We start from the raw sequence: 25,676 nt of genomic DNA, 5'->3' as shown, positions 1-25,676 counted from the left end.
TCCCTTGGTTCTTCGTCATTTCATCATTTCAGTCTGGCTGATCCGGACTACGGCTGGTTATTCACTGCGCAGGGCAGTCACCGGGTCCTTCTTCGCCGCCATCTTGGCCGGAATAGCTCCACCAAGCATAGTCAGCAGAACGCTGATGACACCAAGAATGAGCGCGTGGAGCGGATTCAGCTGGGCGACATTTTTGAGCTCTGTCAGGTTGTAGAGGACAGCATTGACCGGGATGGTCAGCAGATAAGTGATGCCGATGCCCAGAATCCCCGAGCAAGCCCCGATAATGAAGGTCTCGGCATTGAACACCCGCGTGATATCCTTCTTACGGGCACCCAGTGCACGCAATACGCCGATCTCCTTCGTACGTTCCATCACGGAAATATACGTAATGATCGCAATCATGATCAGGGATACCACCAGGGAAATCGCCGCAAAAGCAATCAGCACCATCGTAATCCCGTCCATAATTCCACCGGAAATATTCGTCACAATCGCTGCAAGGTCAGTGTACTGCACTTGATCCTCCTCCGCTTTGCCTTCATTCCATTTATCGAGATAAGCATTTACGGATTCCTTCGCACTGAAATCAATCGGATACAGCGAGACTGCACTTGGAATATCCGTGGCCCCCAGCGCTGCAAGGGCATTCTCCTTCGTGGGCGCTGCCATACCAGCAGCGGCTGTCTGACCCGCATTCATCATAACAGACCCGCCCATCGGGCCGGTTGAACCCGAGCCTGTGAGGCCATCCGACAGCCCCTGCCCCGTTAATACATTGATATCTGCCTTCTCTTGGGCCAGGACAATCTCGGATTCTTTCGCATCGGCAATGAAGGAGGCCGCCAGTTCATCCGAATAGACCAGACCGGGCGACAGTGTTGAGATTCTCGACCCTTCCTGCGCACGCAGCACACCTACAATGTTAAGGGTAACCGCCTTGGGACTGTTATAGAGATCCTTCAGATCCCCTCCGGCTGCATTGACCACAAACTGTTCGCCATTCTTTTTATAATAGTCATTGTTATTGATCAATTTCAGCTGTGTTCCGACCAAATCGCTCAGATTGATGCTCTTGGCTTCATAATCCAGCCCGAGCGCATCCACTGCCGCATTAGTCAGACGGTTGTATTGATCGACGATGAGCACCAGATCCGTCTTCTCTGTAGGGAACTTTCCCTCTAGCAGATCATAGTACTGCTCCAGGTAGCTTCCCGAGTCACTGCCCTGTTTGCTCGGGTAGGGAGCTACAGTAATCTTGCTTTTATCCAGCGCTGCCGCCTTGTCCCCGTCCTTCACCAGCCAATTCATATTCACACTGCGGGTATAGGAGACGCCGTCCAGCAGCTTCGGATCAATCCCCTCCAGATACTGCATATACTCCTTGGTCAGCACATTCACATGCATGGCTGAGTTCACAGTCGGGTCGTACGGGAAAAGCTTTTTCTCTGTCGGGTATGAGGTAAGCTCCGTGTTCTCCTTGCCTGGAGGGCCCGCATTCTGCAGATTGACCGCCGTCTGGTTGATGGAGATCGGGAAGTTGGATAAGGCCCCGGTCTCATAGGAGCTGATCTGTTTGTCGAAGCCATTGGACAGGGACAGAATCAGGGCAATACCGATAATCCCGATACTGGAGGCAAAAGCGGTCAACCCCGTGCGCCATTTCTTGGTGGCAATGTTTTTGCCGGATAATTTCAGGGCTGTGAAAAAGCTCATGCTTGTCTGCTTCAGCTTGTACGCACTTGAGGTCTTCTGCGTAGCCAGCGGATTGCTGTCCGAGATCGCATGACCGTCTGAGAAGCGGATCACGCGGTCTGCATAATTCTCCGCCAGCTCCGGGTTATGGGTAACCATGATGACGAGCTTATCCTCGGCAATGGTCTTGATCAGCTCCATGATCTGCTCACTCGTCTCCGAATCCAAGGCGCCGGTAGGCTCATCGGCCAGGATAATATCGGGATTGTTCGCGAGCGCCCGGGCGATGGCTACACGCTGCATCTGTCCGCCCGAGAGCTGGTTCGGCTTTTTGTGCACATGATCCTTAAGGCCGACCTTCTCCAGTACCTCCAGCGCCTTACGGTGCTTCTCGGCTGAGGATACCCCGCTGAGTGTCATCCCCATCTCCACGTTGTCCGTGATGCTTAAGTGCGAGATCAGATTATAGCTCTGAAAAATAAAGCCGACACTGTTATTGCGGTACGCATCCCACTCGCTGTCCTTGAAGCGCTCGGTAGATTGGCCGTTAATGATCAGCTCTCCGCTGTCATACTGATCCAGTCCGCCAACGATGTTGAGCAGCGTGGTCTTGCCCGAGCCGCTCTGGCCCAGAATCGCAACGAACTCACTTTCTCTGAAATTAAGATTTACTTTATCCAGTGCGACTTGAGTGAATTCCCCGGTCTTGTAGCTCTTGGTGATGTTTTTTAATTGCAGCATTGTCCAGTCTCCCTTTCCATTCCTATACTCTTATTCTCTGTATGTGCTACGTGCTTCCTGTCCTGCTGTTCCCCAGTATAATCGTCCAATATAAACTAAACCTAAACTCCCGGTTGAGATTAAGTTGATCTTGGTGAGGTATACTGGAAGAATCCGCAAAACATCTATACAAGCTATACGTTAAATTACATAGAACCGTTCCAGGAGGAGAATCTATGTTTACTATTCTTGTAGTGGAGGACGACGCCAAGCTGCGGCAGCTCTTCTGCACTGTACTGACCAGACAAGGCTACCGCGCGGTTCCGGCTATGAATGGCGAGGATGCGCTGGAGATGCTGGATAAGGAATATATCGATCTGATGATCTGCGATATTATGATGCCCGTGATGGACGGCTTCGAGCTGACACGGATGCTCCGGGACAACAATAGCCAGCTTCCGGTCCTGATGGTGACGGCGCGGGAGACTTTTGCCGATAAGCAGCAGGGCTTCCTCGTTGGCATCGATGATTATATGGTCAAGCCGGTCAATGTGAATGAGATGATCCTGCGTGTCGGGGCGCTGCTGCGCCGGGCCAAAATCATCAGTGAACGCAAAATCGAATGGGCAGAAACGGTGCTGGACTATGATACGTTAACCGTGATTCAAGGGCCTGAGAGTATCGTGCTGCCGCAGAAGGAATTCTATCTCCTCTATAAAATGATCTCGTATCCAAATAAAATATTCACCAAGCAGCAGCTCATGGATGAAATATGGGGGATGGACTCCGAGTCGGATGAGCATACGGTGGTGGTCCACATTAACCGGCTGCGGGAGCGCTTCAGGGACAACCCGGATTTTGAGATTGTTACGGTCAGAGGGCTGGGCTATAAGGCGGTGAAGCGGGGATGATCCGGGGGAGAAACCGAGGGCTATGGTGGTATTTCGTCTCGATGGTGTTCGTAATCATTCTGTTCTTTGTGTTTATTCTGTCTGTGCTGGCGTACCTGTATTTCCGGGTAGGGAATAATACGATTGGGCACCGCAATATGTTCCCGCCTGTGCTCATGATGATGCTGTTCAGCGTGGTCATCGGGACTACGATCAGTATTATGGTCGGCAAAAAGATCCTGGCCCCGATCACGGACTTCAGCCGCGCCGCCAAAGAGATTGCCAGAGGCAACTTCGACATCTATCTGAATGAGTCGCACCGTGTGGATGAGATCAGTGAAGTAGCGCATCACTTCAACCTTATGGTACAGGAGCTGCGCAGCATCGAGACCCTGCGCAATGACTTCGTCGTGAATGTGTCTCACGAATTCAAGACGCCTATTGCGGCGATTGAAGGGTACGCCATGCTGCTGCAGGAGGAGAATCTGAGCAAGGCGGAGCATGATGAATACACCGGAATGATTATCGAGAGCTCACGGCAGCTGTCCAATCTGTCCGGTAACATCCTCAAGATATCCAAGCTGGAGAACCAGGAGATGCTCTCAGAGCTGGCCGAATATCCGCTGGATGAGCAGCTCCGCCAGGCACTGCTGCTGCTGGAATCCCTCTGGTCAGCCAAGCAGCTGAACCTGGATATTGAGCTGGATGAGCAGCGGTATTATGGCAATGAAGAGCTGATGATGCAGGTGTGGCTTAATGTGCTCGGCAATGCGATCAAGTTCACGCCGGAGGGCGGAACGATCTCGGTCGCGCTGCACTCGGACGGGACCTGGATCTCGGTGGTTATCGCGGACACCGGCATCGGCATGACCCCGAAGGTGCGCAAGCACATCTTCGAGAAGTTCTACCAGGGCGACCCCGCCCGCTCCGACGGAGGCAACGGCCTCGGCCTGCCGCTGGCCGCGCGCATCATCAGCCTGAGCAAAGGCACCATTGAGGTGCGCAGCGAGCCGGGCCAGGGCTCAGCGTTCACGATCAAGCTGCCGGGGGGCGGGGCGCATTAGGCCCGTGTGTTCGGGGCCGCTTGTGGGGGGAACGAGAGGGAGGTGCACTTCTGCTCCTCTTTCCCGCCTCCCACCTGCCTTTGACTAATTCAGGTGCACTTCTGCTCCTCATTTCCGCTCACTGCCCGCTTTCGGCTAATTCAGGTGCACTTCTGCTCCTCATTTCCGCCTACTGCCCGCTTTCGGTCGAATTGCCTACCATATCTCGGAATCCATCATACTTTGAACAAGCTCATAGCGGCAGATCCGGTTACTCCCGGGTGTCAACACTGGTTTGAATTTACCTTTGTCACATAGAGTAGTTAAATGCTTTGTCGCCGTCCTCCGATTGATCCCAAGCCCCTTCACCACATCCACCGGCCGTATCATCCCATTCATCCGGCTCGCCATGTGCAGTATGTCGCGCTCTATCCTTGTATACTGGCGGCCGCCCTCAGCCCTCTGTTTCAACAAACATGGGGTTAACAAAGCTTTCAGCAAGGAGATGGTCTGCTCCGGTGCGGACTCCAGATCATCGTACGGGATGGCGATGACGCGGTATCCGGCAATCTGCAGATACGTCTCCCGGTTCAGCTCCTGGCGGTAGCGGGTGCGGTCCGTATTCTGAACATGCGGTCCATATCCCTTGATCTCAATAGCGAACTTAACCTGTCCCGGCTTCCACACAAAATCAACAAAATACGGCCTGCCCCGCCAGTCTGCTACCTCATACTCGGGATGCAGATCATCCAGGTTACCGAAAATCGGCCACCATACCCGCTCTACAAACATTTGCTCCCCATGCCGGTGCCCACGGTCCAAACGATCCAGATGTTCCCCTGCCCTGCGTTTCTTATGATACTCCAGCCATCTCTGATGCTCTTCAGCAAATCCCATCCCGCTCTTCCTCCTCTGCAAAATCAGCCGTCTTCCCGCAATCTGTACTTGAACATCGATATTTGCCCGTTTGCTTCCTGGCACGCCAAAACATAAAGTTACTGACTTATCCACGCACAAAAAATCCCGCACCACTCAATCAGGGTGCGGGATGTGCTTCATCCGTTTGTAAAATTATAGTACTGCCTTGCAGCTACCGTCAATGAGAACTTCCACTCCTGGAGTAATAGTTCAGATTGCAACGCAAAGCAAAATGTGAGCCATGTAACCCAAGCCGTAACGCGCACCAGCCAGCAGCGCACCAGCCAGCAGCACATCCGACTACCGCACGTCACCCTATTTCCCCTCCGTCCAAAACATCCGACTATCGCACATCACCCTACTTTCCCTCCATCCACACATCCGACTACCGCGTGTAACCCCCTACTTTCCCTCCGTCCACACATCCGACTACCGCGTGTAACCCCCTACTTTCCCTCCGCCCAGCACATCCGCTCTGTTCTTATGGCTTCGCCGGACTCAATGGCCTTCTCGATCATCTGGCCGAGGTATACATCCTGCGAGGCTTCCTCCAGTCCGTAGAAGCTGGGGCCGCCAGCGGCATAGAGGGCCATCTTGTCCAGACAGGACGCAATGGCGAGCTCGTCATCGTACAGCCGGGCTGGGGCGAACGGATTGGTATAGAGCCATTGCTCTCCGCAAATAATCCCCTGAAGGTAATAGCCTTCGGCATTCTCCAGTTCCCCACGGTTTATGCGCTTCAGCTCCATTTGCAGAGGCACCAGGTTCTCCTGCTGGATCAGCACCCGGTTGTCGAAGATCTCTCCCCGTTCTCCGCGCACGTTAAGATGATTCGAACGCGTCCAGGAACGGTGCTGGTCTTTGGTGAAATCATAAATGCCTAAGCAGTCTCCGAAATCCAGCCAAGCCAGATCCCTGTGCAGCGGAATCAGCTTGTCTTCAGCCGGGGGGCCGCTGCGGGTTGGGCCGCTAACCCAGCTGGAGTCGAACCGCATCCCCCGGATGACTGCCTCCTCGAACCCGATGCCGAGCATCCTGCGGATCAGGGCTGCCCCGTGATACAAATGAGATACGGAGACTGTCGTCTCCGTGATTCTGCCCAGCCTGCCTGAGCGGATCAGCGATAGCCGCGCCTCTTGAACCGGATGATACGGGTACTGCTCTGCGACTTGTATCGAGGCCCCGTGTACGGTCAGCTCCTTATGCAACTGCTCCAGCTCTTCTAGACTGGAGGCAGGCGGTGTCTCTGTCAATGCTGGAAGGCCGGTCTCTGCCAGCCTGTACAAATAGTTCATTGCCGCCCCGCCGCCGACAGAGACCACTGCGAAATCCGGGTCCTCACTCCGCAGCAGCTCGTCAAGCGAGCGGTACGTCTGAACGCCCCACTCTGTTTCTATCGCCAGTCCCTGGGCCCGGTCTCTGACCACAAGGCCGCCAATCCGGAACAAATCCGGCAAGACCCGGGCAATTCGTAGATAATACTGTGCGCGGAATCCGGCTCCGCCGATAATACTGAAACTAACGGGCATAACGCTGTCCTCCCTGATGGCACATTGATGTTGATGCAGCTTTAGCCGCAAGTCCCTGCTCCGTCATCGCGGCTTCTACCATCATACTTGTCTCTGGTGGATTATATGTGTCATCATTTGATCAGCTCGGTGGGATTCATGCCGGTAATCTTTTTGAATAGCGTGCTGAAATAAGGAATGTTCTTGTAGCCTACCCGCTCCGCCACTTCATAGACCAGCATATTACGCTCCATTAATAGTTCCCTGGCCTTCTCGATCCGTACCCGGGTCAGGTAGTTATTGAAGGTCTCCCCGGTGATGTTCTTGAAGATGATCGACAAATGATTCCGGGAGATGAACACCTTATCCGACAGATCAGCCAGCGTAAGCTCCTCTGCGTAATGCTCATGAATGTAGTTGGTCATGAAATCCACGACCTGCCGGTGCTTACTGCTGCCCTTCCATTGACGGCTGGCACAGATCGCTGTGATTTTGGCGGACAACCAGCTTGCCAGCTGGTCGGGTACGGCCAGGTTACCAATCTCCTGGGCAATCTGGTCATTGGTGAACAGATCATCGAGTACGAAGCCCGACTCATACAGGGAGTAGGTGATAATGCCCCATAGCTCGCTGCCGAGCATCTGCACATAGTTGGCGGAGACCCCTTGCTGCGCCTGCAGCTCGGTAATATAACCGTATACAAGCTGCTGTGCCTCTGCCTCTTGTGAAGCCTTCATCGCAGCAGCCAGCTTGTAGGAGAATTTCACCGGGAAAAGGACTCCCCGGTCCTGCCCGCTGCTGTGGCTCTCCCGGTAGCAGTATACCTCATATGCCGGGCTAATCCGTAACGCCCCGTGATCCATGGCACGGAAGGCCTCCTCTGTCGATTCGGGGATCTTCGTCCACGTATCCTTCAGACCACCTATACCGATACGAACCATCAATCGGAGATAGGAGTGAATGCTATCGACCAGCCGGGTCGCCAGCTCTTCCAGCTGCTGTGTACATTGTGCTTCAGGGTGAATAATCAGCAAGGCCCGATAGCTGTTCAGCTCAGTGTATTCCATATTGGCGTAATGCTTGCGCGTGACCTCACAGGCAATGTTACTGACCGCGAAGCGCAGCAGGTTCCAGTCCGAGACCGAGAAGGAGCTGGCCCGGTCATCGCGGATCAGCTCGATCCCGATGCTTGCATGCCTGCCGTCGAGCCAGTAATGATACGAAGGCGGAAGATGGGAATTGTTCCGGTACGAAGGCTCCAGGGTACCGACCGCTGCGGACCGGACCCATTCCTTCTCGACAAAAGGCTCGTACAGCATCATTTTCAGCTCCAGCTCACCTTGTCTGATCACCGTCTCCTGCTCTCGGAGCAGCTCTGCAATCACCTTGTGAAGGATCGTTCTAAGCGTAGGCAGACTGATCGGCTTGGAGACGTAGTCACTGACCTGAAGCCTGAGGGCTTGTCTGGCATGCTCGAAGTCTGAATATCCGCTTAGTATTATAATTTTGCCCTTGAAGCCCTCGTTCCTTAATTGCTCCATCATCGTAAGGCCGCTCATCACCGGCATATAGATATCCGTGATTACAATGTCGGGGCTGGTTGCGCGGATCATCGCCAGGCCGTCTTCCCCGTTAAGCGCCTCACCGGCCCATTCCGCACCCAGCTCCTCCCATGGAATCGCCCGCTTCATCCCCTGAAGTACCTGCCTTTCATCGTCAACAATAGCGATCTTCCACATCATGTCTGCCTCCTTAAGCTTCTCTGGCCTGCAGCAGCCGTATCAGCCTTCCTTCGCGGCGAGAGAAGCAGTCAGTATCTGTGCCGGAGCCTCTGTGAGCAGCGGCAGAACAATCTCTACCCGTGTCCCTCCCTCTTCACGTTCCTTCAGCGTAACCCCATAGTCATTTCCGAAATATCCGGCAATCCGCTCCCGCACATTCCGTATGCCATAACCGCCGGTATGCCGCCCTGGCGGACGCGCCTCCGGCTGCTTCAGGCCTGCCCCGTTATCATCAATTCTAATCTGCAGCGTCTCCTGTACCTTAGTTAAGGAGATCAAGACATGTCCGCTGCGCTGCTTATTGAAGCCGTGCACAATTGAATTCTCCACGAACGGCTGCAGGGTCAGCTTTGGAAGATAGGACTCCTGAATCCCCTGTTCAACATCAATGGTGTACTCCAGGCCATCACCCCAGCGGAGTTGCTGGATTTCGAGATAACACTGGATGTGCTGCAATTCCTCCGATACCATGATGAAGCTTGCCCCGTTGGATAAGCCGATCCTGAACATCTGTCCCATCAGCTCCAGAATCCGGCTCAGCTCATCCTGTCCGGCCTCAATGGCCATCCAGTTGAGCTGGTCCAGCATATTGTAGAGAAAATGGGGATTGATATTGGCCTGCAAGGCCTCAATCTCCGCTTTGCGCTGCTGCTCATACCGCCGCTCCAGCGACAGGTACAGCTCCTCGATACGCTCGGTCTGCTTGCGGTAGCCGGAGAATAAATAACCGAATTCATTCTCATAGTCGCTGGGCAGCTCTTCCTTGTGCCCGCCAACTGAATACATTTTCATAGCGCTTACAAGCTGCTTAATCGGCTTGGAGAATTGCCTGCTCAGATAATGCGTCAGGAGCAGGACCAGCAGAATCGCTCCAATCCCGATTAGCCCGATCCATTCCGCCAGTTCCAGACTGCTCGCCGTAATCTGCTTCCAGGAGGTGAACTCAATCAGCGTCCAGATGGAATTATCCATTCTGGAGTAGACCAGCAGCGTATTTCCGGTATCCTTATCGCCGGGAATGTGAACATAGCCGGATTTGTTGCTCTTGAGGTCGATCCATTGAGACCACTCGCTCTGCTCCAGCGTCTCTCCGATGCTCAGAATCTGCTTGCCGGCGCTGTCCGCCATGATCCGGTTCGACCCGGAGGAGTTGCCGGTCAGTAGCGCACGGATCTCCTTGGCCTTGATATGAACGACCAGCACACCCAGGTAGTCGTTCTCGTTCATGATTTTCCGGGCGAAGCTTAGTACCGGAATGTCTCCCTGCACACTGGGAATGGAATATTCCCCCGACCAGGCGAAATCGCTTTTCACCAGATTCTTGGACCAGGACTGCTTATCCAGATCGAGAATATTGCGGAACTGAATATAGCTCTGCCCGCTGCTCGGCATCGGCTGATCCATGTAGAGGTCAATCCCCTGGATTAACGGAATGGCATAGGTCAGATTGCCGAGTGCACTCTCAACGCTTATACGCTTTCGGTACCGCTCGAAATCATCCTGCCTGTTCGATAGAAAGGTCGTCAGCTCGTTGTCCCGTGAGGTGGATAGTGAGATCTGCTCGATCATATCCAGCCGGGTGGTAATTTCATTATTCAATTCATCCAGCAGCCGCTGCTGATAGTGGGAGGTGGTCTGCACAAGGGCTTTGGAGGAATTGCTGTAGCTGGTCCAAGCTGTAACCGCTATCACCAGAATAATTATAATAGCAAAACTGTGAAAAAAAAGACGGTCGATCCTGTACTTTTTAAAAGGATTGGTCAAATGGTCCCCTTCCTTCTCCTCCGGCTCACACGAAATAAACGGTAAAGCGTCGAATAAGGCTCAGGCGCTTTACCGTTATCGGACGGATGTTTTTTTACATCTTATCCCTTTATGCCTGTTGTCGCAATCCCGTCTACGAAATACTTTTGCAGGAAGGTGAACACAAGCGTTGCCGGAACAATAGAGACAAGTGACATGGCCAGAAGCTGGCCCCACTCGGCTGCAGACTGGGAGTCATTGATCATGCGCAGCGCCAGACCCACCGTGTACTTGTCTACCGTGTTGATGTACAGGAGATGTCCCAGGAAGTCATCCCAGTTCCACAGGAAGCAGAAGATCGTCACCGTAACAACCGCCGGGAAGGCCAGCGGCATGACCACTCTCCAGAAAATCCCGAACCAGGAGCAGCCGTCGATTTTGGCCGATTCATCCAGCTCCTTGGGCACGCCGCGGATGAACTGGATCAGCAGGAAGACGAAGAAGCTCCCGCCGGCCCCGCCCGCCAGCAGATGGGGAACGACAAACGGCAAATACGTGTTGACCCAGCCCAGCTGATGGAACAAGGCGTACTGGGGAATAATCAGCACCTGGCCCGGCATCATCAACGTCAGCATCAGAATTGAGAACCAGAATTTCTTCAGCGGAAAATCTAGTCTTGCAAATCCGAAAGCAACCAGCGTGCAGGATAACAGCGTTGCGATCAGCACCATAATCTCAAGGCCGAAGGTGTTAAGATAGAAATCAGTGAATGTATGTCCGGGAACCGATTTCCAGCCTTTGGTGAAGTTCTCCCACTGCGGGACGGACGGGAAGATTCCCGGTGAACTCAGCTCGGTGCTATCCTTCAGTGAGGCCCCGATCCACCAGACAATCGGATAGACCATGAGGAAGCTGAAGAGAATCATGAACACATGCCGGAGTGCAGGCTTCCAATTCAAAGTTGTCATTTGCGTTTTTTCCCTCCAGTGTCTGTCTCATAGAATACCCAATATTTCGAAGTGTAGGAGATCAGCAGCGTTGCAGCGACGATGGCGACCAGCATAATCCAGGCCAGTGCAGAAGCGTAGCCCAGCTCGTACCGGCTGAAGGCCCGTTCATACAAATACATAGCGTACACGTATGTAGCGTTCATCGGTCCGCCATTCGTAATCACGAAGGCCGAGGTGAACATCTGGAAGGCATTGATTACGGCCATGATCAGGTTGAAGTAGAGAATCGGCGACAGCATAGGCAGTGTAATGCGGAAGAATTGAATGAACTTGTTCGCCCCGTCTACCGAGGAAGCTTCATACAAGTCATTGGGAATCTGCTTCAGTCCTGCCAGGAAGATAACCATGGTGGAGCCGAATTGCCAGACCGTCAGCAGAATCAGTGTGCTAAGCGCAGTGTCCGGGTTGGTGATCCAGCTTTTTCCTTCGATGCCGAAGACAGCGATCAGCTTGTTGAAAATCCCGTCAACCCCGAAGATGTTACGCCAGAGCAGCGATACCCCGATACTGCCTCCGATTAGAGAAGGGAAGTAGATCGCTGTGCGGTAAGCACTGATCCCTCTGACTGCCTTGCTAAGCACCATGGCTACTAGCAGGGCTGCAATCAGCTTAAGAGGCACGGAAGCCAGCACATACATGACCGTGACTTTGGCGGATTGAATGAATTTGGGGTCTGCGGTGAAAATCCGTTCGTAATTGCGGGTCCCGATCCATTTCATTGGCTGCATCAAGGTGTAGTCAGTAAACGAATAGTACAGTGATAAGAACAACGGATACGCCGTCAGTACCAGGAACCCGAGCAGCCAGGGCGAAATAAACAAATAGCCTGCAAGCGGAGCGTTCCACCGGCTTTTGAAATAGGAGCTTTTTTTCGGCGCTGGCGAGGCTTGGGCTAAAGTGGTTGTGGAGCGGTTCATCTGTGGTCACCTCTTGTGGTCAATTTGTATAGCTTAAGTATAGTATTGGGCCACACTTCGGCTAAAGGAGGGCAATGCTCGAATTCTTTCAAAATATAACGATTAATTCGAAAACACGAGTATAACCGCGTTCCAAGTGGAAACGGCAATGCCGTCCTTTTAAGGACGGTACCGTTTCAGCGAGAAAGATAAGGATAATTATAGCGTGAAGCATATAAATTCTTATCTTTTAAAAAGATAAAGCCCGGAACATTGCTGTCCCGGGCTTTCAGTTCATACCTTATTTCTCGTAAGATAACGAGGCTTCCTTCAGCTGCTTGAACGCCTCTTCCGGTGTGGATTTACCGAAGCTGAGCTGGTCACGAACCAGTACCCAGTCTTTATCCACGAAGTTCGTCCAGCCGCCGGCTCCGGCCGACCAGGTCTGGCCATCCGGCTCCGTAGCACGGAGCAGTGCCAAGCCTACCTTATCCAGATCGCTCATATTAGCTTCCAGCATAGTGGCGTTATCCTTGTTGGCCGGGAGGCCGCGGAAGGTTTGGGTAATCTTGGCAGACTCAGTATCATTCACGAACCAGTTAATGAATTTCTTGGCTTCTTCAGCATGCTTGGAGTTCTTGGAGACCGCCATGTACATCGACGGCTTCAGCCAGCCTCCGGCCTCTTCGGCACGCGGCATGGTTACAAGTGCGTAGGCTCCTGGCTTAATGCTGTCCCAGGTTCCCAGATTGTTGGAGAAGCTGTAACGGAACAGCACCTTGCCTGCTGCGAGCAGATCCATTTGCGGATCATTTTCCTTATCGGAGGCATTCACATCCGCTGGAGGAACAAGCCCTTCCTTGCGGAGCTCTTCGAACTTGCGGGTCCATTCCAGATAGGTGGCTTCATCCACGTTGAAGTGACCGTCATCCGTGATGACCTGCCCTTTGCCTCTGGCATACTGATACGCGGAGTACATGAAATAGTTACCTGCATAGTCGAGGGTGAAATACTGTCCCTTCGGCAGCTTGGACTTGGTTTCCTTCGCTAAGGCGAAGAACTCATCCCAGGTCCAGCCGTTAGCCGGGTTCGCAATGCCCAGCTTATCCATAGCCGCTTTATCATATACCATACCGAAGGCTACCGAGCCGAGTGGAACAGCATACTGCTTACCGTCCAATTGGCCGCCTGCCAGCAGCTTCGTATCGAATTTGCTCACATCTACCTCGGGAGCCAGGTCAGCCAATTGCTGGCGGGCCATCCAGTCCGGCATCCAGCCCGGGTCAAGCTGAACCACATCGGGTGCATTGTTGGCCGCAGCCTGCGTGGATAATTTGTCCAGATAACCGTCCATACCGGAATACTCCGGCTCGAAGGTTACGTTCGGATTATTCTTCGTGTACAAGTCCAGGGCCGCCAAAGTGGCTTCGTGACGCGGCTGGGAGCCCCACCACATAATCCGCAGCTTGACCGGCTCATTGGTGCTTGGTGCATCAGTTGCAGCAGCCGTCGCAGCAGCATTGGTGCTGGCAGGTGCTTCTGTAGCCCCTCCTGCATTGTTTACTTTATTCCCTCCGCCGCCGCAGGCAGCCAGTGTACCTAATATCGCTGTCATCGCCAGGACCGAAAGAGAACGCTTCCATTTCAACATCTTTAACCCTCCTGTATACATCTGTATTCTCTTGCTACATTGCTATATTAACAAGACGGGTTGGAAGTTCATAGGAGGACAATGCACGAATTCTTATAAAATCTTACGAATATGCTGTCCTGCAGCTAGGCAAAAAACGTTCAAAGGCTGCTCCGCTATCCTAAGATAGCTGGGCAGCCCTGAGTCTCAACTCTGCATTACTTATTTCATCATGCTGGCGGCAATACCGATAAGCTCATCCTTCGTTAGCTCCGTATTCTCCTGGCCGGCGATCACACGATAGTTGACCTTTGCATCGGGGTCAGACCAAACCAGACTGTATTTATACCCCAAGTCGAGCTCCTTGTTGTCCGTATCGTCCGAAAAAATGGCCTGTCTGCCTTTAATCTCTATATTCTCCATCTTTGTATATTTACTCCATGAGAGCGGATCTGCCGGGTTTTGGTTGTCATCCACACGCGAGACACCGATTCTCACCTGAACCTCCCCCTTCTTGTATACCAGTGAGGAATACGAGTAGTCAATGTTCTCCGCCTTCTCCACTCTCCAGGCCAACTGGAAGTTGTCTCCCAGGTCTCTCTCGTTTTCGCCTTTAAGCTCCTGCACATCCGGCACTTTTAAGAAAGAAGGGTTGATGATGGCCTCGTCCAGGGTATACCCTTCCGGCAGATACGCCGGCTGCTCCAGGACCGGAGCGTTGTGCTCCTCTACACTGGTCTTATAGGCGGTATAGTCCTTGAACGTGAGGGGCGGACGATACATATTCATACTCCCCTCTCCCTCCTCTCCTTCACGTGTAATTAGATAGGTGGCATACTCTCCAGGAAGCAAAATCTCCTTCATGAGCTCTGCCCCTTTTGAATACTTCTGGTTATAGAGAATACTCAGCTTCTTGTTGGCTTCATCGTCTGCACCCGGCTCTGCGTTGGGAATATAAGGCTTCAGGGGTTCTTTCGCCTTCTCAATCATCGTTCCGCCGGAAGCCGTCGCCGGAATCGGCTGATAAGGCAGCACCTTATACTGGGCTCCGGCCCCTTGCCGGACTTCACCCGGACTCTGGGCTTCAGCTCCTTGCTGGAGTTTGCCGGAGAACTGGGTATAGCCGCCGCCCAGCAAGACCAGTGCCAGGACCGCCGCCGCCCAGCCCTTCACCGGAATCCGTTTCTGTCTCCGCCCGGTTCTGGTTTCCATTCTGCGCATTACTTTAGGTGCCTCTCCGCTTGGCGGAAGGGTCTGAAGCAGGTTCTCATCTTCTTCAGCAGTCAATGCCCCCTCAAGCCCGAGCGCCTTCATTACTGGTTCATGAACATCAACGGTGTTCCAATGTGCTGAACGGTCTCCATCCTTGAGAAACTGCTCCTCCGGAGTTAATTCACGCTTGCCCATAATTGTTTCTCCTTTCGCTCAATCGCTTTTTTAAGTTTTTCTCTGGTCCGTTCATATCTTTTGCGTACGGTAGCCGTACTCACACCCAGAATTTCACTGATTTCCGCAAACGATTTATCTTCATAAATCCGCAGGATCAATAAATTCCGGTCCTCCACATCCAGCTTCCCCAGAGCCGCCGAGACCGGCTCGCTGAACAGGCGGTTCTCAACCATTTGCTCGGCGCTCTTTTCCGTAACCTCCTGCCCGATCAGCTTCCGCAACTGCTGCCGGGATTTCTGCCTCCGCAGCTGATTCAGGCAATGATGATAAGCAATCTTGTAGAGCCATGAGGTGAAATCTGCCTGAGGCTTGTACTGCCCGATATTCTGGTAGGCCTTGATCAGGATATCCTGTACTGCGTCTTCTGCCTCTTCCTTGTTATTCAACAAGCGGTAACAATAGAGGTAAATCCGTTGCTGGTACAGCCTGATCACATCTGAGTACAAGCCTCCTTCTCCGCCCTGAATCCTTCTAATCTTCTCTTCGATAGGGTCCACGTTAATCTCCTTTCTGCAAATCATATAGATATAACACATGAGCCGTATGTAATGTGACAATTATCTTTTATCGGCGCCACAACAAAAAAAGAGACCCCCAGATGAATTCTGTTGATCTCTCCGTTGCAGAACCTATGAACCTATAGCTTCCTAATACCGTCTGTCTGCTCTATTCCAGCTCGACCGTCTGATTCAGATTCAGCCCGTCCGTGTCCTGGCCGGTCATCCGCTTGAACATGTATACAGCCTTCTCGGCCATATTGCCGCTCTTCCAGTATTCGGCAGCTTCGGCATGGACTTTTATCAGAATGACATTCGGATCATCATAGCTTGTCTTCAGGAACGTATCGTACCCTGCACTCCAGAGCTCTTTCTTCTTGTTCACATCGGTTACAATCTCAGCCGTCCCACGAATGGATACATAGGATTTATCGGCATACACGACATTCACGCGCGGGTCATACAGAATCTCCCCGAACTTGCTGGTATCCTTCTTGGTCAGGAACCATAAATCCCCGTCAAATTCGACCTCCTGGGTCTTCATGGGCCGGGAGACCAGCCCTTCCTCCGAAATCGTGGTGAGCATAGCCATATCGATACCCTTGATCAGCTTCCGGACCGTCTCAACGGCTTCCTCGTGACTATGGTGTGTAGTTGACATCTTTACCGCCTCTTTTCTTCCAGGATAGGGAATAGGTTATCCAAATGCATAGCATTTATTAACCAGAAGCAGCGAAACATTACCGGATGCCGGTGAAATCCGCGAGATCAGCAGCGTACATGCTTGCGCTTGAACCCGGTCCGTCCTTTGCCGACAGCCTTCATAATATTATCGTATGCGCTGATACGCTTGCTCTTCGGCTTGTCCTTGTCCACCTCGACCGGACCCACCCGCTCCGCCGTCTCGCGTGCCAGATCATGAAGCGGCGAATACGATACGGCCACCGTATACATAAAGTTGTTCATCGAATACCGGGTGCGCTCAGGGGACTGATGAATGCTCTGCTCTGCCTGCTCCAGCATACTGGCCAGCTTACTCTCCGAGAACTCCTGATCCGGGCGGCTTCCCAGCAGCCAGCAGTAACAGCTCCAGCCTGCCGACATTCGAAGGTCCTCTCCGCTCCTGATCCACTCATCGGCCACCTGCTGGGCAATATCCGCTTCAGCCAAGGTTACAGCCACCACGAAATCGGACAGCATATAGAAATAAGCCCCGTCTATCCAGCGGTTGTAATCCGCCTCTGTCATCCCGTTCGGATCAGCAATGATCCCGGCAAAATACATCGCATCATAATTACCTGTGGCATACAGCTCCTCAGCCAGCGTCTGATTGATTCCGGTTTGCCTGAAAATCGGCTTCATGGCACCGGTAGCCACACCAAAGAGCGGTTCCCGTGCACCGTTTGCGGTATACATCTTCTTGGTCCGTTCCTTGCCAAGCGCTTCAAGCTCCTGCATTACCTGTTCTGCATTCATTGAACGTTCCTCCTTATAGCTACCTCTCATCTTCCGCCGGAATATCCGGCAGCAGCGGACGGCCCTCAGGGTAGGCATTCTGATTCAACTGGTCGCCAATCCACGCTTTGCCGTCCTCGCCGGTTTCTTTTTTCCAGATGGGGACGATTTGCTTGATCCGCTCAATCACATATTCATTCGCTTCATAGGCAGCCTTACGGTGGGGCGATGAGACTGCGATGACTACAGCAATATCGGTAATCTCCAGCCTGCCGATCCGGTGGGTGACCGCAACCTTCGTATCCGGCCAGCGCTCCAGCACTTCCTGCCCGATGCGCTTCAGCTGCGTTACAGCCATAGACGGATACGCTTCATATTCAAGATACAAGGTTTTCTTTCCCTGCGTGAACTCACGCACTGTACCGATGAATAAGGTAATCGCCCCGGCCTCTCTACGCAGAACTTTATCGGATACCTCAGCAGGTATTATCGCGGACTCTGTAATTTCAAATAACGAATCGCCCATTTCCTCACTTCCCTTCGATAGATGCAGCAGCTGCTCATATTGCTCGGGTGTATCTATATCTGCCGCGAAATCTTCCTCTAGCCCCGCACCGGCCAGCTCATCCCGTTCCACGCCTAACCAGTGCAGTGATTCTAACAAACCGCCCAGCCGGTACTCCCGGTTCGCAAGTCTTGCTGTAATGTCCGGCAGGAGCCGGTGCGGCCGGTATACGCCATGCAACATCTGATGCTTGCCGTCAATGACTGGCAGAACCGCATCATAACCGCCGGCCTCAAGCCGGGTAAGCATCCATGCGGCAGCTGGAGCTGATATATCGGGGCTGTCACAGCTTACCACCCAGGCATAGTCCGTCTCTACATTTGCAAAAGCAGCATGAAACCCGCTAAGCGGCCCATGCCCGGCATAAACATCCGGTATATATAGAATATCCGATGGAAGACGTTCCAGATACGGGGTAGGATCGTTCGTGACCACAATCACGCTGGAGCACAGGGACTGCAGCTCCCTCACCTGCCGGACAATGAACGCTTCCCCGTGATAGGTCAGGAGGGCTTTATTGCGGCCCTGCATGCGGGAATTCTGTCCGCCCGCCAGTATAATTCCTGTCAGCACCAAGGGCACCTCCTGTAGTAGAATCTAGGACTGAAGCAGTGACAGCGCCAGTGCGATAACCGCCTGATCCGCAAGCGCCTGATCCCGCAAAGGCAATACCGGCGGACTATCCGGGCTAATCCGGGAACCAGACGCTGCACTCTGTAGTTCCACAGCCTCTTCCCAGCTTAACCACAGGCGTATGTTTGTTGCTTCCTTGTGCAGCGTTATCTGGTCTGCTGTGCGGCGAATTAGGGCGATCTTGGGATAATCCGCAGATTTGAACCCCTCAGCAATCACCAGATCTACTCTGCCGCGCATCGACTCGGCGATTTCCCGCAGTGAAGCCGCAGATCTGCGCATGACCCTTGTCGCCTCCGGCGAGGTCAATACCGTCTCCACTGCACCGTGCAGGAGATGCTTGCTGCTATCCGTTCCCGGATCATCCAGCTGGAAGAGATGGGCATCATGCTTGGCAGAGCCAACCCGTAGTCCTTGCGCAGACAAGGCCTCAATTAACCGGCAGGCGAGGGTTGTTTTGCCGCTGTTCTTGTATCCGACGATTTGCAGTACAGGAACTAGGCGCTGTACCGCCGCATGCTGAGATTCCTTAGTCACAGTGTCTGCTCCTCTGCTTGAAGATCTATTTTCGATTATACACTATTCCGGCCGCTGCCCATTCCCCGCCTAATCTCTTGACCGCGCTACTGTGCTTGAAATCACCAGCATTCTCCGCCGGGTACAAGTATAGTTAAAGAGTCTAGTAGCTTACGTGTCATGATATATCCGTGAAGGAGGTCTATTGCTGCATGAAAAAATACATCCCCAACCAGCACGGCGCCTGGGCGATGCTCGTTCTCCCTTTTCTGCTGGGCGTCGCCGCTTCCAAGGGGCAGTTCATACATATTCCGCTGTTTATCTGCTGGCTGCTGATCTATCTGTTCAGCTTTCCGCTCTTGCAGGGGGTGAAGACCCGGAAGTTCGCACGTTATTTCCAGCCGCTCAGGTTATACGGACTTCTGCTGCTTCCGTTCGCCCTCTATCTGGTGATTGTCCAGCCTGTGCTGCTGGGGTTCGCGCTGCTGCTCTTGCCGTTATTCGCCGTTAACCTCTATTATGCCCGGACCAGGAATGAACGCGCCTTGCTTAATGACATCTCCGCTATTGTGGCGTTCTGCCTGGTGATTTATCCGGTCTTCTATGTGGGGCTTGGGGAGAACTGGAGAGCCGTGAATGAGCTGTTCGTGCTGGCGGTGCTGTACTTCATTGGAACTGCCTTCTATGTCAAAACCGTCATCCGTGAGCGGAACAATATCCGTTTCTATTATGGCTCCGTCGCCTATCATCTGCTGTTCGCGGCAGCCGGTCTGTATCTGTTCCCTTCACTGCTGGTCCCGCTGCTGGTTCTGCTGTTGCGGGCAGCCATTCTGCCGAGGACAGGAATTACCGCCAAACGTACGGGAATCATCGAGATCGGCTTCTCCGTCATCTTATATGTGTCTGTGCTGGTGCTGTATTTCTAGGAGAATCACAATGCTTATTCGGACAAAAAACAGGAAGCTCCTTCGCCAATCTGCGCGAGCGGAGCTTCCTTCGGTCTGCCAGCCTATTCTACGATCATATCCTGATTGCTTGAGCCTGGCGGTACAATGGGATAGACATTATCCTCCTCGGTGATATCAAATTCCATCACAACCAGTCCTTCCGTATGCAGAGCCTGTTCAATAATCTGCTCCGCTTCAGCCAGCGTTCGCGCCCGGAACCCGTGGGCGCCGAAGGATTTGGCTAAGGCCACGAAATCCGGCGAACTGATCCGCACCGAGGAATAACGCCGGCCCAGAAACAGCTGCTGCCATTGCCGTACCATTCCCAGATACCCGTTCTTGAAGATTGCCACCTTGACATTCAGGCCGTGATCCACGGCGGTCATAATCTCCTGCATATTCATCTGGAAGCTTCCGTCCCCTGTAATACACACCACATCGCGGTCAGGAAAAGCAACGGCCGCCCCAATCGCAGCAGGCAGGCCGTACCCCATCGTTCCCAGCCCGCCGGAGGTCAGGAAGGATCGGGCTTCCGAGAATTCATAGTGCGTAGCCGTCCAGATCTGATGCTGGCCGACATCGGTGGCAATCATCGCATCGCCTGCGGTAGCCTTTTGGAGGGCGCGGATGACTTCCTGCGGGGTCAGCTTAGCGCCTTGTTCCCGGCCCGGCTTCGGCTTGCGCTGACGCCAGACCTTAATCTGCTCCTCCCAGAGCAGATGCTCCGCGGTATGTACCTGTTCCTGTATTCCTCTGAGCAGCTCCTCACAAGAGCCAGTCACTGCAAGGTCTACGGGGATGTTCTTGTTCAGCTCTGAGGTATCCAGATCCACTTGGATTTTATACGACCCCGGCGAGAATGCCTTCCGCTTGCCCGTTACCCGGTCGCTGAACCGTACCCCGAGACATAACACGACATCGGCGCCTTGCAGCGTACGGTTGGCTGCCACCGTTCCATGCATCCCGACCATTCCCAGATGCAGGGGATGCCCGGAAGGGAAAGCCCCGATCCCCATCAGCGTACTTGCTACGGGGAAGTGATGCCGCTCCGCGAATTCCCGCAAGAGGGCAGGGGTCTCTCCCTGCATGCAGCCTCCACCGACCAGCACCAGCGGCCGCTCTGCACGGCTCAGCCGCTCTGCCGCAAGCTGAATATCCGCAGGATCAATGGACGGATTCGGCTCGTATCCCCGGATCACCGGCGCAGAGCAAGGCTCAGCCGCTCCACTGACAGGAATGAACTCCGCATTCATCACGTTCTTCGGCAGATCAATCAGGACGGGGCCTGGTCTTCCCGTGACCGCTACATGGAATGCTTCGTGGACGATTCTGGGAAGCTCGGCAATATCTCTGACGATATAATTGTGCTTCGTGACCGGCATGGTCATTCCGTAGATATCCACTTCCTGAAAGCTATCCAGACCAATAAGGTCAGTGGCTACCTGACCTGTAAGCACAATTAACGGAACAGAATCCATGAACGCAGTAGCAATTCCGGTTACTGCATTGGTGGCTCCGGGACCGCTGGTTACCAGCGCTACCCCCGGCCGTCCCGTTACTCTGGCGTATCCGTCTGCAGCGTGAACCGCAGCCTGTTCATGGCGGACCAGCACATGCTGAATCCGGTCATTATCATAGAGCGCATCATATAGAGGCAATACGGCACCACCGGGGTAGCCAAACAGGGTCTCTACCTTTTTATCAATCAGCATCTCAATCAGCAGTTCTGCTCCGTTCATAGTTACACTTCACCCCTTGTCATGCGAATTATCCTCCAATATAGGACATACCAATCTTGGCCTTGCTTCTGCGGGTCGCTTCCGTCCGCTCATCGGAATAACGGTCGCTGCGCTGCTCCCATACCTGCTTAATTGCTGCCAGCAGCTCTTCGTCGCCAGCCCCTCCGCGCAGCATGGCCCTAAGGTCAAAGCCCTTGGAGGCAAACAGGCAGGTATACAGCTTACCGTCAGAAGACAGCCGGGCACGCGAACAGGTGGAACAGAACGATTCGGACACGGAAGTGATGAAGCCGACCTGGGCCGGACTGCCAAGATAGCCGTAGCGCTGCGCGACCTCGCCGTTGTAATTCTGCTCAAGAGCTTCCAGCGTATAGACGCTTTGCAGTTGCTGCAGGATTTCTTGCTTGGTGACGACCTTATCATAGCTCCAGCCGTTATCGTTGCCGACATCCATGAACTCGATGAAGCGCAGCGTGATCTTCCGCTTCTTGAAGTAGGCGGCCATCGGAAAAATCTCTGATTCGTTCACGCCCCGCTGGACGACCATATTCACCTTGACCTCGAACCCGGCGGCTGCTGCCTGATCTATAGCCTCCAGAATCATTCCCGGCCTGAAGCCGCGCCCGTTCATTCTGCCGAACAGCTCGGGCTCCAGCGCATCCAGGCTGACATTCAGCCTGCGCAGGCCCGCAGTATACAGCGGCGCTGCCTGTCCGCCCAGCAGGACTCCATTCGTCGTCAGTCCCATATCCTCTACACCGGGAATGGCGGAGATCTTGGTAACCAGCTCCGGCAGATGGCGGCGCATTAGCGGCTCGCCCCCGGTCAGACGGATCTTGCTTACGCCGAGCGAGACGAACAGTTTCGCCAGCCGGGTGATCTCTTCGAAGGTGAGCAGCTCACCGGATGGAAGAAAAGCATAGTCGTCACCGAATATCTCCTTCGGCATGCAGTAGGAGCAGCGGAAATTACACCGGTCCGTGACCGAAATCCGCAAATCATGGATAGGCCGCCGCAGCTGATCTTGCAGTGGATGATGATTCATGTGCGTCTATCTCCCTTCCCGTACACTTGGCCTTACAATACCCAATCATTCATGCCCTCTTCCACCCCGAGCAGCAGGACATCCACCTTATCCCCTGCGGCGAAGCCTCTTGTTCCGCCAGGCAGTACTATCAGGGAATTGCCGCGTGCGATGGACGAGACAGCATTCGATTTATTGAAGCCGGCAGGCCGGACCGAAGTGCCGTCATATACCGCCCGGACGAACCGGGTGAACGGATTCGCCTTGGCGAAATTCTCCGCCAGAACAGCTGTGGTACGCGGCAGATACAGATGGTCTGACCCCATCATCTTAAGTAGCGCAGGTCTTACAAACAGCTCGAAGCCAGTGAAGCACGCTGAAGGATTGCCGGACAGTCCGAACAGGAATTGATCCCCGGCCACTGCCACTGTAGTCACACTGCCGGGACGCATCGCCACCTTATTGAACAACACATCGGCTCCAAGGCGCTTGTAGATCTCCGGCAGGTAGTCATAATCACCCACTGATACTCCGCCCGTTGTGATCAGACAGTCGGTCTCAGCGAGCGCCCGACGGACAGTCTGCAGGCATTCCTCCAGCCGGTCCGCTGCCGTATCATAGATCCGGTACGGGATACCCATCCTGGCGAGCTGAGCGGCAATCATCGGCCCGTTGCTGTTACGGATTTTGCCAGGTACGAGCGCGTCTGTCACTGCCAGCAGCTCGGTGCCCGTAGACAGAATCCCCACCACCGGCCGCTTCCCTGCCTTAACCTCCCCGTAGCCGAAGGTAGCCAGCAGTGCCACAACCCCAGGATGAATGAAGCTTCCGGCCGGAATGACCGTTTCACCCGCTAGCATATCCTCCCCTTGCAGGGACAGATTCTCCTGCGGCGCAAACGCCTTACGGATCGTAAACGTCCGCCCCTCTGAGACTGCTTGTTCAAACATAACTACCGCATCTGCCCCAGCAGGCAGCGCTGCCCCCGTCATCAGCCGTACCGCTTCGCCAGTGCCGATTACAGCCTGCGAGACTTCCCCTGCGCCGATATGATCTACCACGGTGAAGCTGACCCGGTTGCTGCCGGAAGCCTCGGCCGAATCCCGGGAAGCGATGGCATAGCCGTCATACGGGGAACGGGTGAAATGCGGTACATCATGGGTTGCCGTGAGCGGCTCAGCCAGAATACGTCCATAGCTGGCGTGAAGCGGAACGGTCTCTGTACCTGTGCGGCATACTCTCCCGGTTACCCTCTGCACAGCTTCCGCTACAGTAACCGGAGTTCTGGTCTTCTCCACCTTCATCTGCTCCTTACCGGGTGACGGACTGAGCATCCGTACATCCGTTTATTTCTCTGTAATATCGCTGAAGGTGCCTACATACCGGACATCTTCACCGGTCTCATCCTTCACAGCGCTGATATTCAGCCACTGCAGGTATTCTTCTCCATTCTTGCGCTTGTTCCAGATCTCTCCCTGCCACATGCCCTTTGCCTTGACTTCACCCCACATCACGCGGTAAAAGTCCTTCGGCTGGCGGCCGGATTTCAGCAGGCTTGGCTGTTTGCCAAGCACCTCTTCCTCGGTGTAGCCGGTAAGCTTCGTGAAGGCCGGATTGACCGTCTTGATGTGGCCGGACACATCCGTAACCAGAATCCCCTGGCCGGTCGAATTGAACACCTCAGAGGTGAGAGCAAGCCGGTCCTGGAAGTACAGCCATACCACGAGCACCAGACTGGCCAGCGCCACCTGGGACAGCAGCATGAAGCCGATGGAATATTGTCCGGTTGCCGCATGAATCACAGATAGCATGATCGGAGGGAAGAATCCGCCCAGACCGCCCATCATCGACACGATCCCGTTGGCAATCCCCGCCTGCTTATTGAAGTACAACGGCACCAGCTTGAAAATAACACCGTTGCCGATTCCCGCACTTACAGCAATCGCCAGGCAGCCTGCTGTATACAGGCCCATGTCCGGCATGAATGCCAGAATAATGGCAGCCACGGTGTATACACTGAAGGTAAAGATAAGTAAGAACAAGGGCTGGAACTTGTCAGCCAGCCAGCCGCCAATCGGACGGAAGAAGGTCGCTACTGCGATGAAGCCGGCGGTGCGCATCCCGGCGTCCACTTTTTCCAGGCCAAAACTGGATACCAGAAAATTCGGCAAATAAATGGTAAAGGCTACGAAGGAGCCAAAGGTAATGAAATAGAACAATGAGAACAGCCAGAGCTTCTCGTTCCTTGACACGCCCTTGATCTGTTCAATAATCGGAGTGCGGAGCTTGGGCTCCTGACGGTCCCCGAAGAAGAAGTTAAGGACGATGAAGACCAGCAGCAGAATCAGATACATTTTGACTGCGTTCGCCCAGCCGAACTGTGCTGCCAGGATAGGCGCCGAGAAGGTTGTAACCGCTGTGCCGAGATTTCCGATTCCATAGATACCGTTAACCAGACCATGCTTTTCCTTCGGATAATACTTCGGCAAAGAGGTTACCCCTACAGAGAAGACCGCGCCGCCGACACCCAGGAACAGGCCGCCGATAATCAGATGGGTTACGGTTGAAGCCACACTGATGAAGTAGACCGGGAACAGCAGCAGCACGAAGCTGGACATAAAAATAATCCGCGCCCCCAGAATATTCGCATAATAGCCCAGCGGAATTCTCAGAATCGAGCCAAGCACGACCGGAATGGCCGTCACCATCGCCAGCCGCCCGGGAGGGATGCTGATATCCTCCGAGATAAAGGGCATCAAGGAGGAGATAATGACCCACACCATGAATCCGGTAATCAAGTTTAAGGTTTGCAGCGGCAATTGCATTTTTTTAATCATTCGTTTCACCTTTTCGCCGTTTTTTCTTGTGATGATTTCCTGTGATCTATACTTCCTGTACTCATTGTACCCGCCGTTCCCCGGCTCAGATATAGGGGAGTCCCCTTTCCCTGACAGGGGAAACCCTAAAATAACCCCACAAAGTGGGGCTTTAGCGTAGGTGATGATTCAGGTACTTTG

21 protein-coding genes and 1 pseudogene are annotated in these 25,676 nt (G+C 53.7%); 3 read left to right on the top strand and 19 right to left on the bottom strand.

Annotated elements, in window-relative coordinates:
- Positions 1-57: 57 nt before the first annotated feature.
- Entirely contained in the window at positions 58-2,436 is a 2,379-nt protein-coding gene (locus tag NYE24_RS28375; RefSeq protein ID WP_076155399.1) for an ABC transporter ATP-binding protein/permease, read from the bottom strand.
- Between the two features lie 215 nt (positions 2,437-2,651).
- Between NYE24_RS28375 and NYE24_RS28370 the strand changes: the two genes are divergently transcribed.
- The gene (locus tag NYE24_RS28370; RefSeq protein WP_076155397.1) at positions 2,652-3,326 is read left to right on the top strand and encodes a response regulator transcription factor; all 675 of its coding nucleotides are present in this window, start codon (positions 2,652-2,654) and stop codon (positions 3,324-3,326) included.
- Positions 3,323-4,369, top strand: a complete 1,047-nt coding sequence (locus NYE24_RS28365; RefSeq protein WP_342477211.1) for a HAMP domain-containing sensor histidine kinase — start codon at positions 3,323-3,325, stop codon at positions 4,367-4,369. The genes NYE24_RS28370 and NYE24_RS28365 overlap by 4 nt, the downstream gene beginning before the upstream one ends.
- Before the next feature lie 195 nt (positions 4,370-4,564).
- On the opposite strand, the gene NYE24_RS28360 is transcribed toward NYE24_RS28365, so the two are convergent.
- The 14 genes and pseudogenes from NYE24_RS28360 to mobB all read right to left on the bottom strand — a co-directional run bounded on the left by NYE24_RS28360 (position 4,565) and on the right by mobB (position 18,970).
- Positions 4,565-5,245: an RAP domain-containing protein gene (locus NYE24_RS28360; protein WP_342477210.1), complete on the bottom strand. Its 681-nt coding sequence runs from the start codon at positions 5,243-5,245 to the stop codon at positions 4,565-4,567.
- 467 nt (positions 5,246-5,712) lie between these two features.
- A complete protein-coding gene (locus tag NYE24_RS28355; protein ID WP_076155390.1) occupies positions 5,713-6,795 on the bottom strand; it encodes a Gfo/Idh/MocA family oxidoreductase in 1,083 nt (360 codons plus the stop codon).
- A gap of 113 nt (positions 6,796-6,908) precedes the next feature.
- Positions 6,909-8,513, bottom strand: coding sequence for a response regulator transcription factor (locus tag NYE24_RS28350; RefSeq protein ID WP_076155387.1), 1,605 nt, complete (start codon positions 8,511-8,513; stop codon positions 6,909-6,911).
- Between the two features lie 42 nt (positions 8,514-8,555).
- Positions 8,556-10,319, bottom strand: coding sequence for a sensor histidine kinase (locus NYE24_RS28345; RefSeq protein WP_076155385.1), 1,764 nt, complete (start codon positions 10,317-10,319; stop codon positions 8,556-8,558).
- Positions 10,320-10,420: 101 nt separating this feature from the next.
- Positions 10,421-11,266 (bottom strand): carbohydrate ABC transporter permease, encoded by an 846-nt coding sequence (locus NYE24_RS28340; RefSeq protein WP_036690968.1) that lies wholly within the window; start codon positions 11,264-11,266, stop codon positions 10,421-10,423.
- Entirely contained in the window at positions 11,263-12,225 is a 963-nt protein-coding gene (locus NYE24_RS28335) for a sugar ABC transporter permease (RefSeq protein WP_036690971.1), read from the bottom strand. The genes NYE24_RS28340 and NYE24_RS28335 overlap by 4 nt, the downstream gene beginning before the upstream one ends.
- 280 nt (positions 12,226-12,505) lie before the next feature.
- Positions 12,506-13,855: an extracellular solute-binding protein gene (locus tag NYE24_RS28330; protein ID WP_036690974.1), complete on the bottom strand. Its 1,350-nt coding sequence runs from the start codon at positions 13,853-13,855 to the stop codon at positions 12,506-12,508.
- Positions 13,856-14,056: 201 nt separating this feature from the next.
- A complete protein-coding gene (locus tag NYE24_RS28325; RefSeq protein ID WP_342477209.1) occupies positions 14,057-15,241 on the bottom strand; it encodes a DUF4367 domain-containing protein in 1,185 nt (394 codons plus the stop codon).
- A complete protein-coding gene (locus NYE24_RS28320; RefSeq protein ID WP_235218333.1) occupies positions 15,223-15,780 on the bottom strand; it encodes an RNA polymerase sigma factor in 558 nt (185 codons plus the stop codon). The genes NYE24_RS28325 and NYE24_RS28320 overlap by 19 nt, the downstream gene beginning before the upstream one ends.
- Positions 15,781-15,949: 169 nt before the next feature.
- The gene (locus NYE24_RS28315) at positions 15,950-16,441 is read right to left on the bottom strand and encodes a pyridoxamine 5'-phosphate oxidase family protein (RefSeq protein WP_036690979.1); all 492 of its coding nucleotides are present in this window, start codon (positions 16,439-16,441) and stop codon (positions 15,950-15,952) included.
- A 107-nt stretch (positions 16,442-16,548) separates the two neighbouring features.
- Positions 16,549-17,256 carry a DNA alkylation repair protein gene (locus NYE24_RS28310; RefSeq protein ID WP_036690981.1) on the bottom strand — a complete coding sequence of 236 codons (708 nt, stop codon included), beginning with the start codon at positions 17,254-17,256 and terminating at the stop codon, positions 16,549-16,551.
- Between the two features lie 19 nt (positions 17,257-17,275).
- Positions 17,276-17,761 (bottom strand): molybdenum cofactor biosynthesis protein MoaE, encoded by a 486-nt coding sequence (locus tag NYE24_RS28305; RefSeq protein WP_036691149.1) that lies wholly within the window; start codon positions 17,759-17,761, stop codon positions 17,276-17,278.
- A 168-nt stretch (positions 17,762-17,929) separates the two neighbouring features.
- A pseudogene (locus NYE24_RS28300) lies at positions 17,930-18,373 on the bottom strand (molybdenum cofactor guanylyltransferase); the annotation flags it as partial.
- Between the two features lie 24 nt (positions 18,374-18,397).
- A complete protein-coding gene (gene mobB, locus NYE24_RS28295; RefSeq protein ID WP_342477208.1) occupies positions 18,398-18,970 on the bottom strand; it encodes a molybdopterin-guanine dinucleotide biosynthesis protein B in 573 nt (190 codons plus the stop codon).
- Positions 18,971-19,161: 191 nt separating this feature from the next.
- Between mobB and NYE24_RS28290 the strand changes: the two genes are divergently transcribed.
- Positions 19,162-19,875 carry a YwiC-like family protein gene (locus tag NYE24_RS28290; RefSeq protein ID WP_036690983.1) on the top strand — a complete coding sequence of 238 codons (714 nt, stop codon included), beginning with the start codon at positions 19,162-19,164 and terminating at the stop codon, positions 19,873-19,875.
- Between the two features lie 83 nt (positions 19,876-19,958).
- Here the strand turns inward: NYE24_RS28290 and ilvB are convergent, their stop codons facing one another.
- Genes ilvB through NYE24_RS28270 form a run of 4 tightly spaced genes read right to left on the bottom strand, consistent with a single transcriptional unit; the run spans position 19,959 to position 25,496 of the window.
- Positions 19,959-21,635: a biosynthetic-type acetolactate synthase large subunit gene (gene ilvB, locus NYE24_RS28285; RefSeq protein ID WP_076155378.1), complete on the bottom strand. Its 1,677-nt coding sequence runs from the start codon at positions 21,633-21,635 to the stop codon at positions 19,959-19,961.
- 28 nt (positions 21,636-21,663) lie between these two features.
- Positions 21,664-22,680, bottom strand: coding sequence for a GTP 3',8-cyclase MoaA (moaA, locus tag NYE24_RS28280; RefSeq protein WP_342477207.1), 1,017 nt, complete (start codon positions 22,678-22,680; stop codon positions 21,664-21,666).
- Between the two features lie 32 nt (positions 22,681-22,712).
- Complete coding sequence (glp, locus tag NYE24_RS28275; protein ID WP_342479315.1) at positions 22,713-23,963, bottom strand: gephyrin-like molybdotransferase Glp; 1,251 nt, start codon at positions 23,961-23,963, stop codon at positions 22,713-22,715.
- A 42-nt stretch (positions 23,964-24,005) separates the two neighbouring features.
- Positions 24,006-25,496, bottom strand: a complete 1,491-nt coding sequence (locus tag NYE24_RS28270) for a nitrate/nitrite transporter (protein ID WP_036690992.1) — start codon at positions 25,494-25,496, stop codon at positions 24,006-24,008.
- Positions 25,497-25,676: the final 180 nt, after the last annotated feature.

Origin of the sequence: Paenibacillus sp. FSL H7-0350 (assembly GCF_038593195.1) — a bacterium.
In the GTDB taxonomy this organism is placed as follows: domain Bacteria; phylum Bacillota; class Bacilli; order Paenibacillales; family Paenibacillaceae; genus Paenibacillus_AQ.
Note: the sequence above shows the minus strand (reverse complement) of the source record. Positions and strands in the feature narration are given on the sequence as shown.

Bases quoted from the DNA above. Each gene is read 5' to 3' on its own strand.
- NYE24_RS28315 (WP_036690979.1), bottom strand. From the start codon at position 16,441: ATGTCAACTACACACCATAGTCACGAGGAAGCCGTTGAGACGGTCCGG.
- NYE24_RS28355 (WP_076155390.1), bottom strand. From the start codon at position 6,795: ATGCCCGTTAGTTTCAGTATTATCGGCGGAGCCGGATTCCGCGCACAG.
- NYE24_RS28325 (WP_342477209.1), bottom strand. From the start codon at position 15,241: ATGGGCAAGCGTGAATTAACTCCGGAGGAGCAGTTTCTCAAGGATGGA.
- NYE24_RS28335 (WP_036690971.1), bottom strand. From the start codon at position 12,225: ATGAACCGCTCCACAACCACTTTAGCCCAAGCCTCGCCAGCGCCGAAA.
- NYE24_RS28350 (WP_076155387.1), bottom strand. From the start codon at position 8,513: ATGTGGAAGATCGCTATTGTTGACGATGAAAGGCAGGTACTTCAGGGG.
- NYE24_RS28375 (WP_076155399.1), bottom strand. From the start codon at position 2,436: ATGCTGCAATTAAAAAACATCACCAAGAGCTACAAGACCGGGGAATTC.
- NYE24_RS28305 (WP_036691149.1), bottom strand. From the start codon at position 17,761: ATGGGCGATTCGTTATTTGAAATTACAGAGTCCGCGATAATACCTGCT.
- NYE24_RS28365 (WP_342477211.1), top strand. From the start codon at position 3,323: ATGATCCGGGGGAGAAACCGAGGGCTATGGTGGTATTTCGTCTCGATG.
- NYE24_RS28340 (WP_036690968.1), bottom strand. From the start codon at position 11,266: ATGACAACTTTGAATTGGAAGCCTGCACTCCGGCATGTGTTCATGATT.
- NYE24_RS28290 (WP_036690983.1), top strand. From the start codon at position 19,162: ATGAAAAAATACATCCCCAACCAGCACGGCGCCTGGGCGATGCTCGTT.
- NYE24_RS28370 (WP_076155397.1), top strand. From the start codon at position 2,652: ATGTTTACTATTCTTGTAGTGGAGGACGACGCCAAGCTGCGGCAGCTC.
- moaA (WP_342477207.1), bottom strand. From the start codon at position 22,680: ATGAATCATCATCCACTGCAAGATCAGCTGCGGCGGCCTATCCATGAT.
- ilvB (WP_076155378.1), bottom strand. From the start codon at position 21,635: ATGAACGGAGCAGAACTGCTGATTGAGATGCTGATTGATAAAAAGGTA.
- NYE24_RS28360 (WP_342477210.1), bottom strand. From the start codon at position 5,245: ATGGGATTTGCTGAAGAGCATCAGAGATGGCTGGAGTATCATAAGAAA.
- NYE24_RS28310 (WP_036690981.1), bottom strand. From the start codon at position 17,256: ATGAATGCAGAACAGGTAATGCAGGAGCTTGAAGCGCTTGGCAAGGAA.
- NYE24_RS28330 (WP_036690974.1), bottom strand. From the start codon at position 13,855: ATGTTGAAATGGAAGCGTTCTCTTTCGGTCCTGGCGATGACAGCGATA.
- glp (WP_342479315.1), bottom strand. From the start codon at position 23,963: ATGAAGGTGGAGAAGACCAGAACTCCGGTTACTGTAGCGGAAGCTGTG.
- NYE24_RS28270 (WP_036690992.1), bottom strand. From the start codon at position 25,496: ATGATTAAAAAAATGCAATTGCCGCTGCAAACCTTAAACTTGATTACC.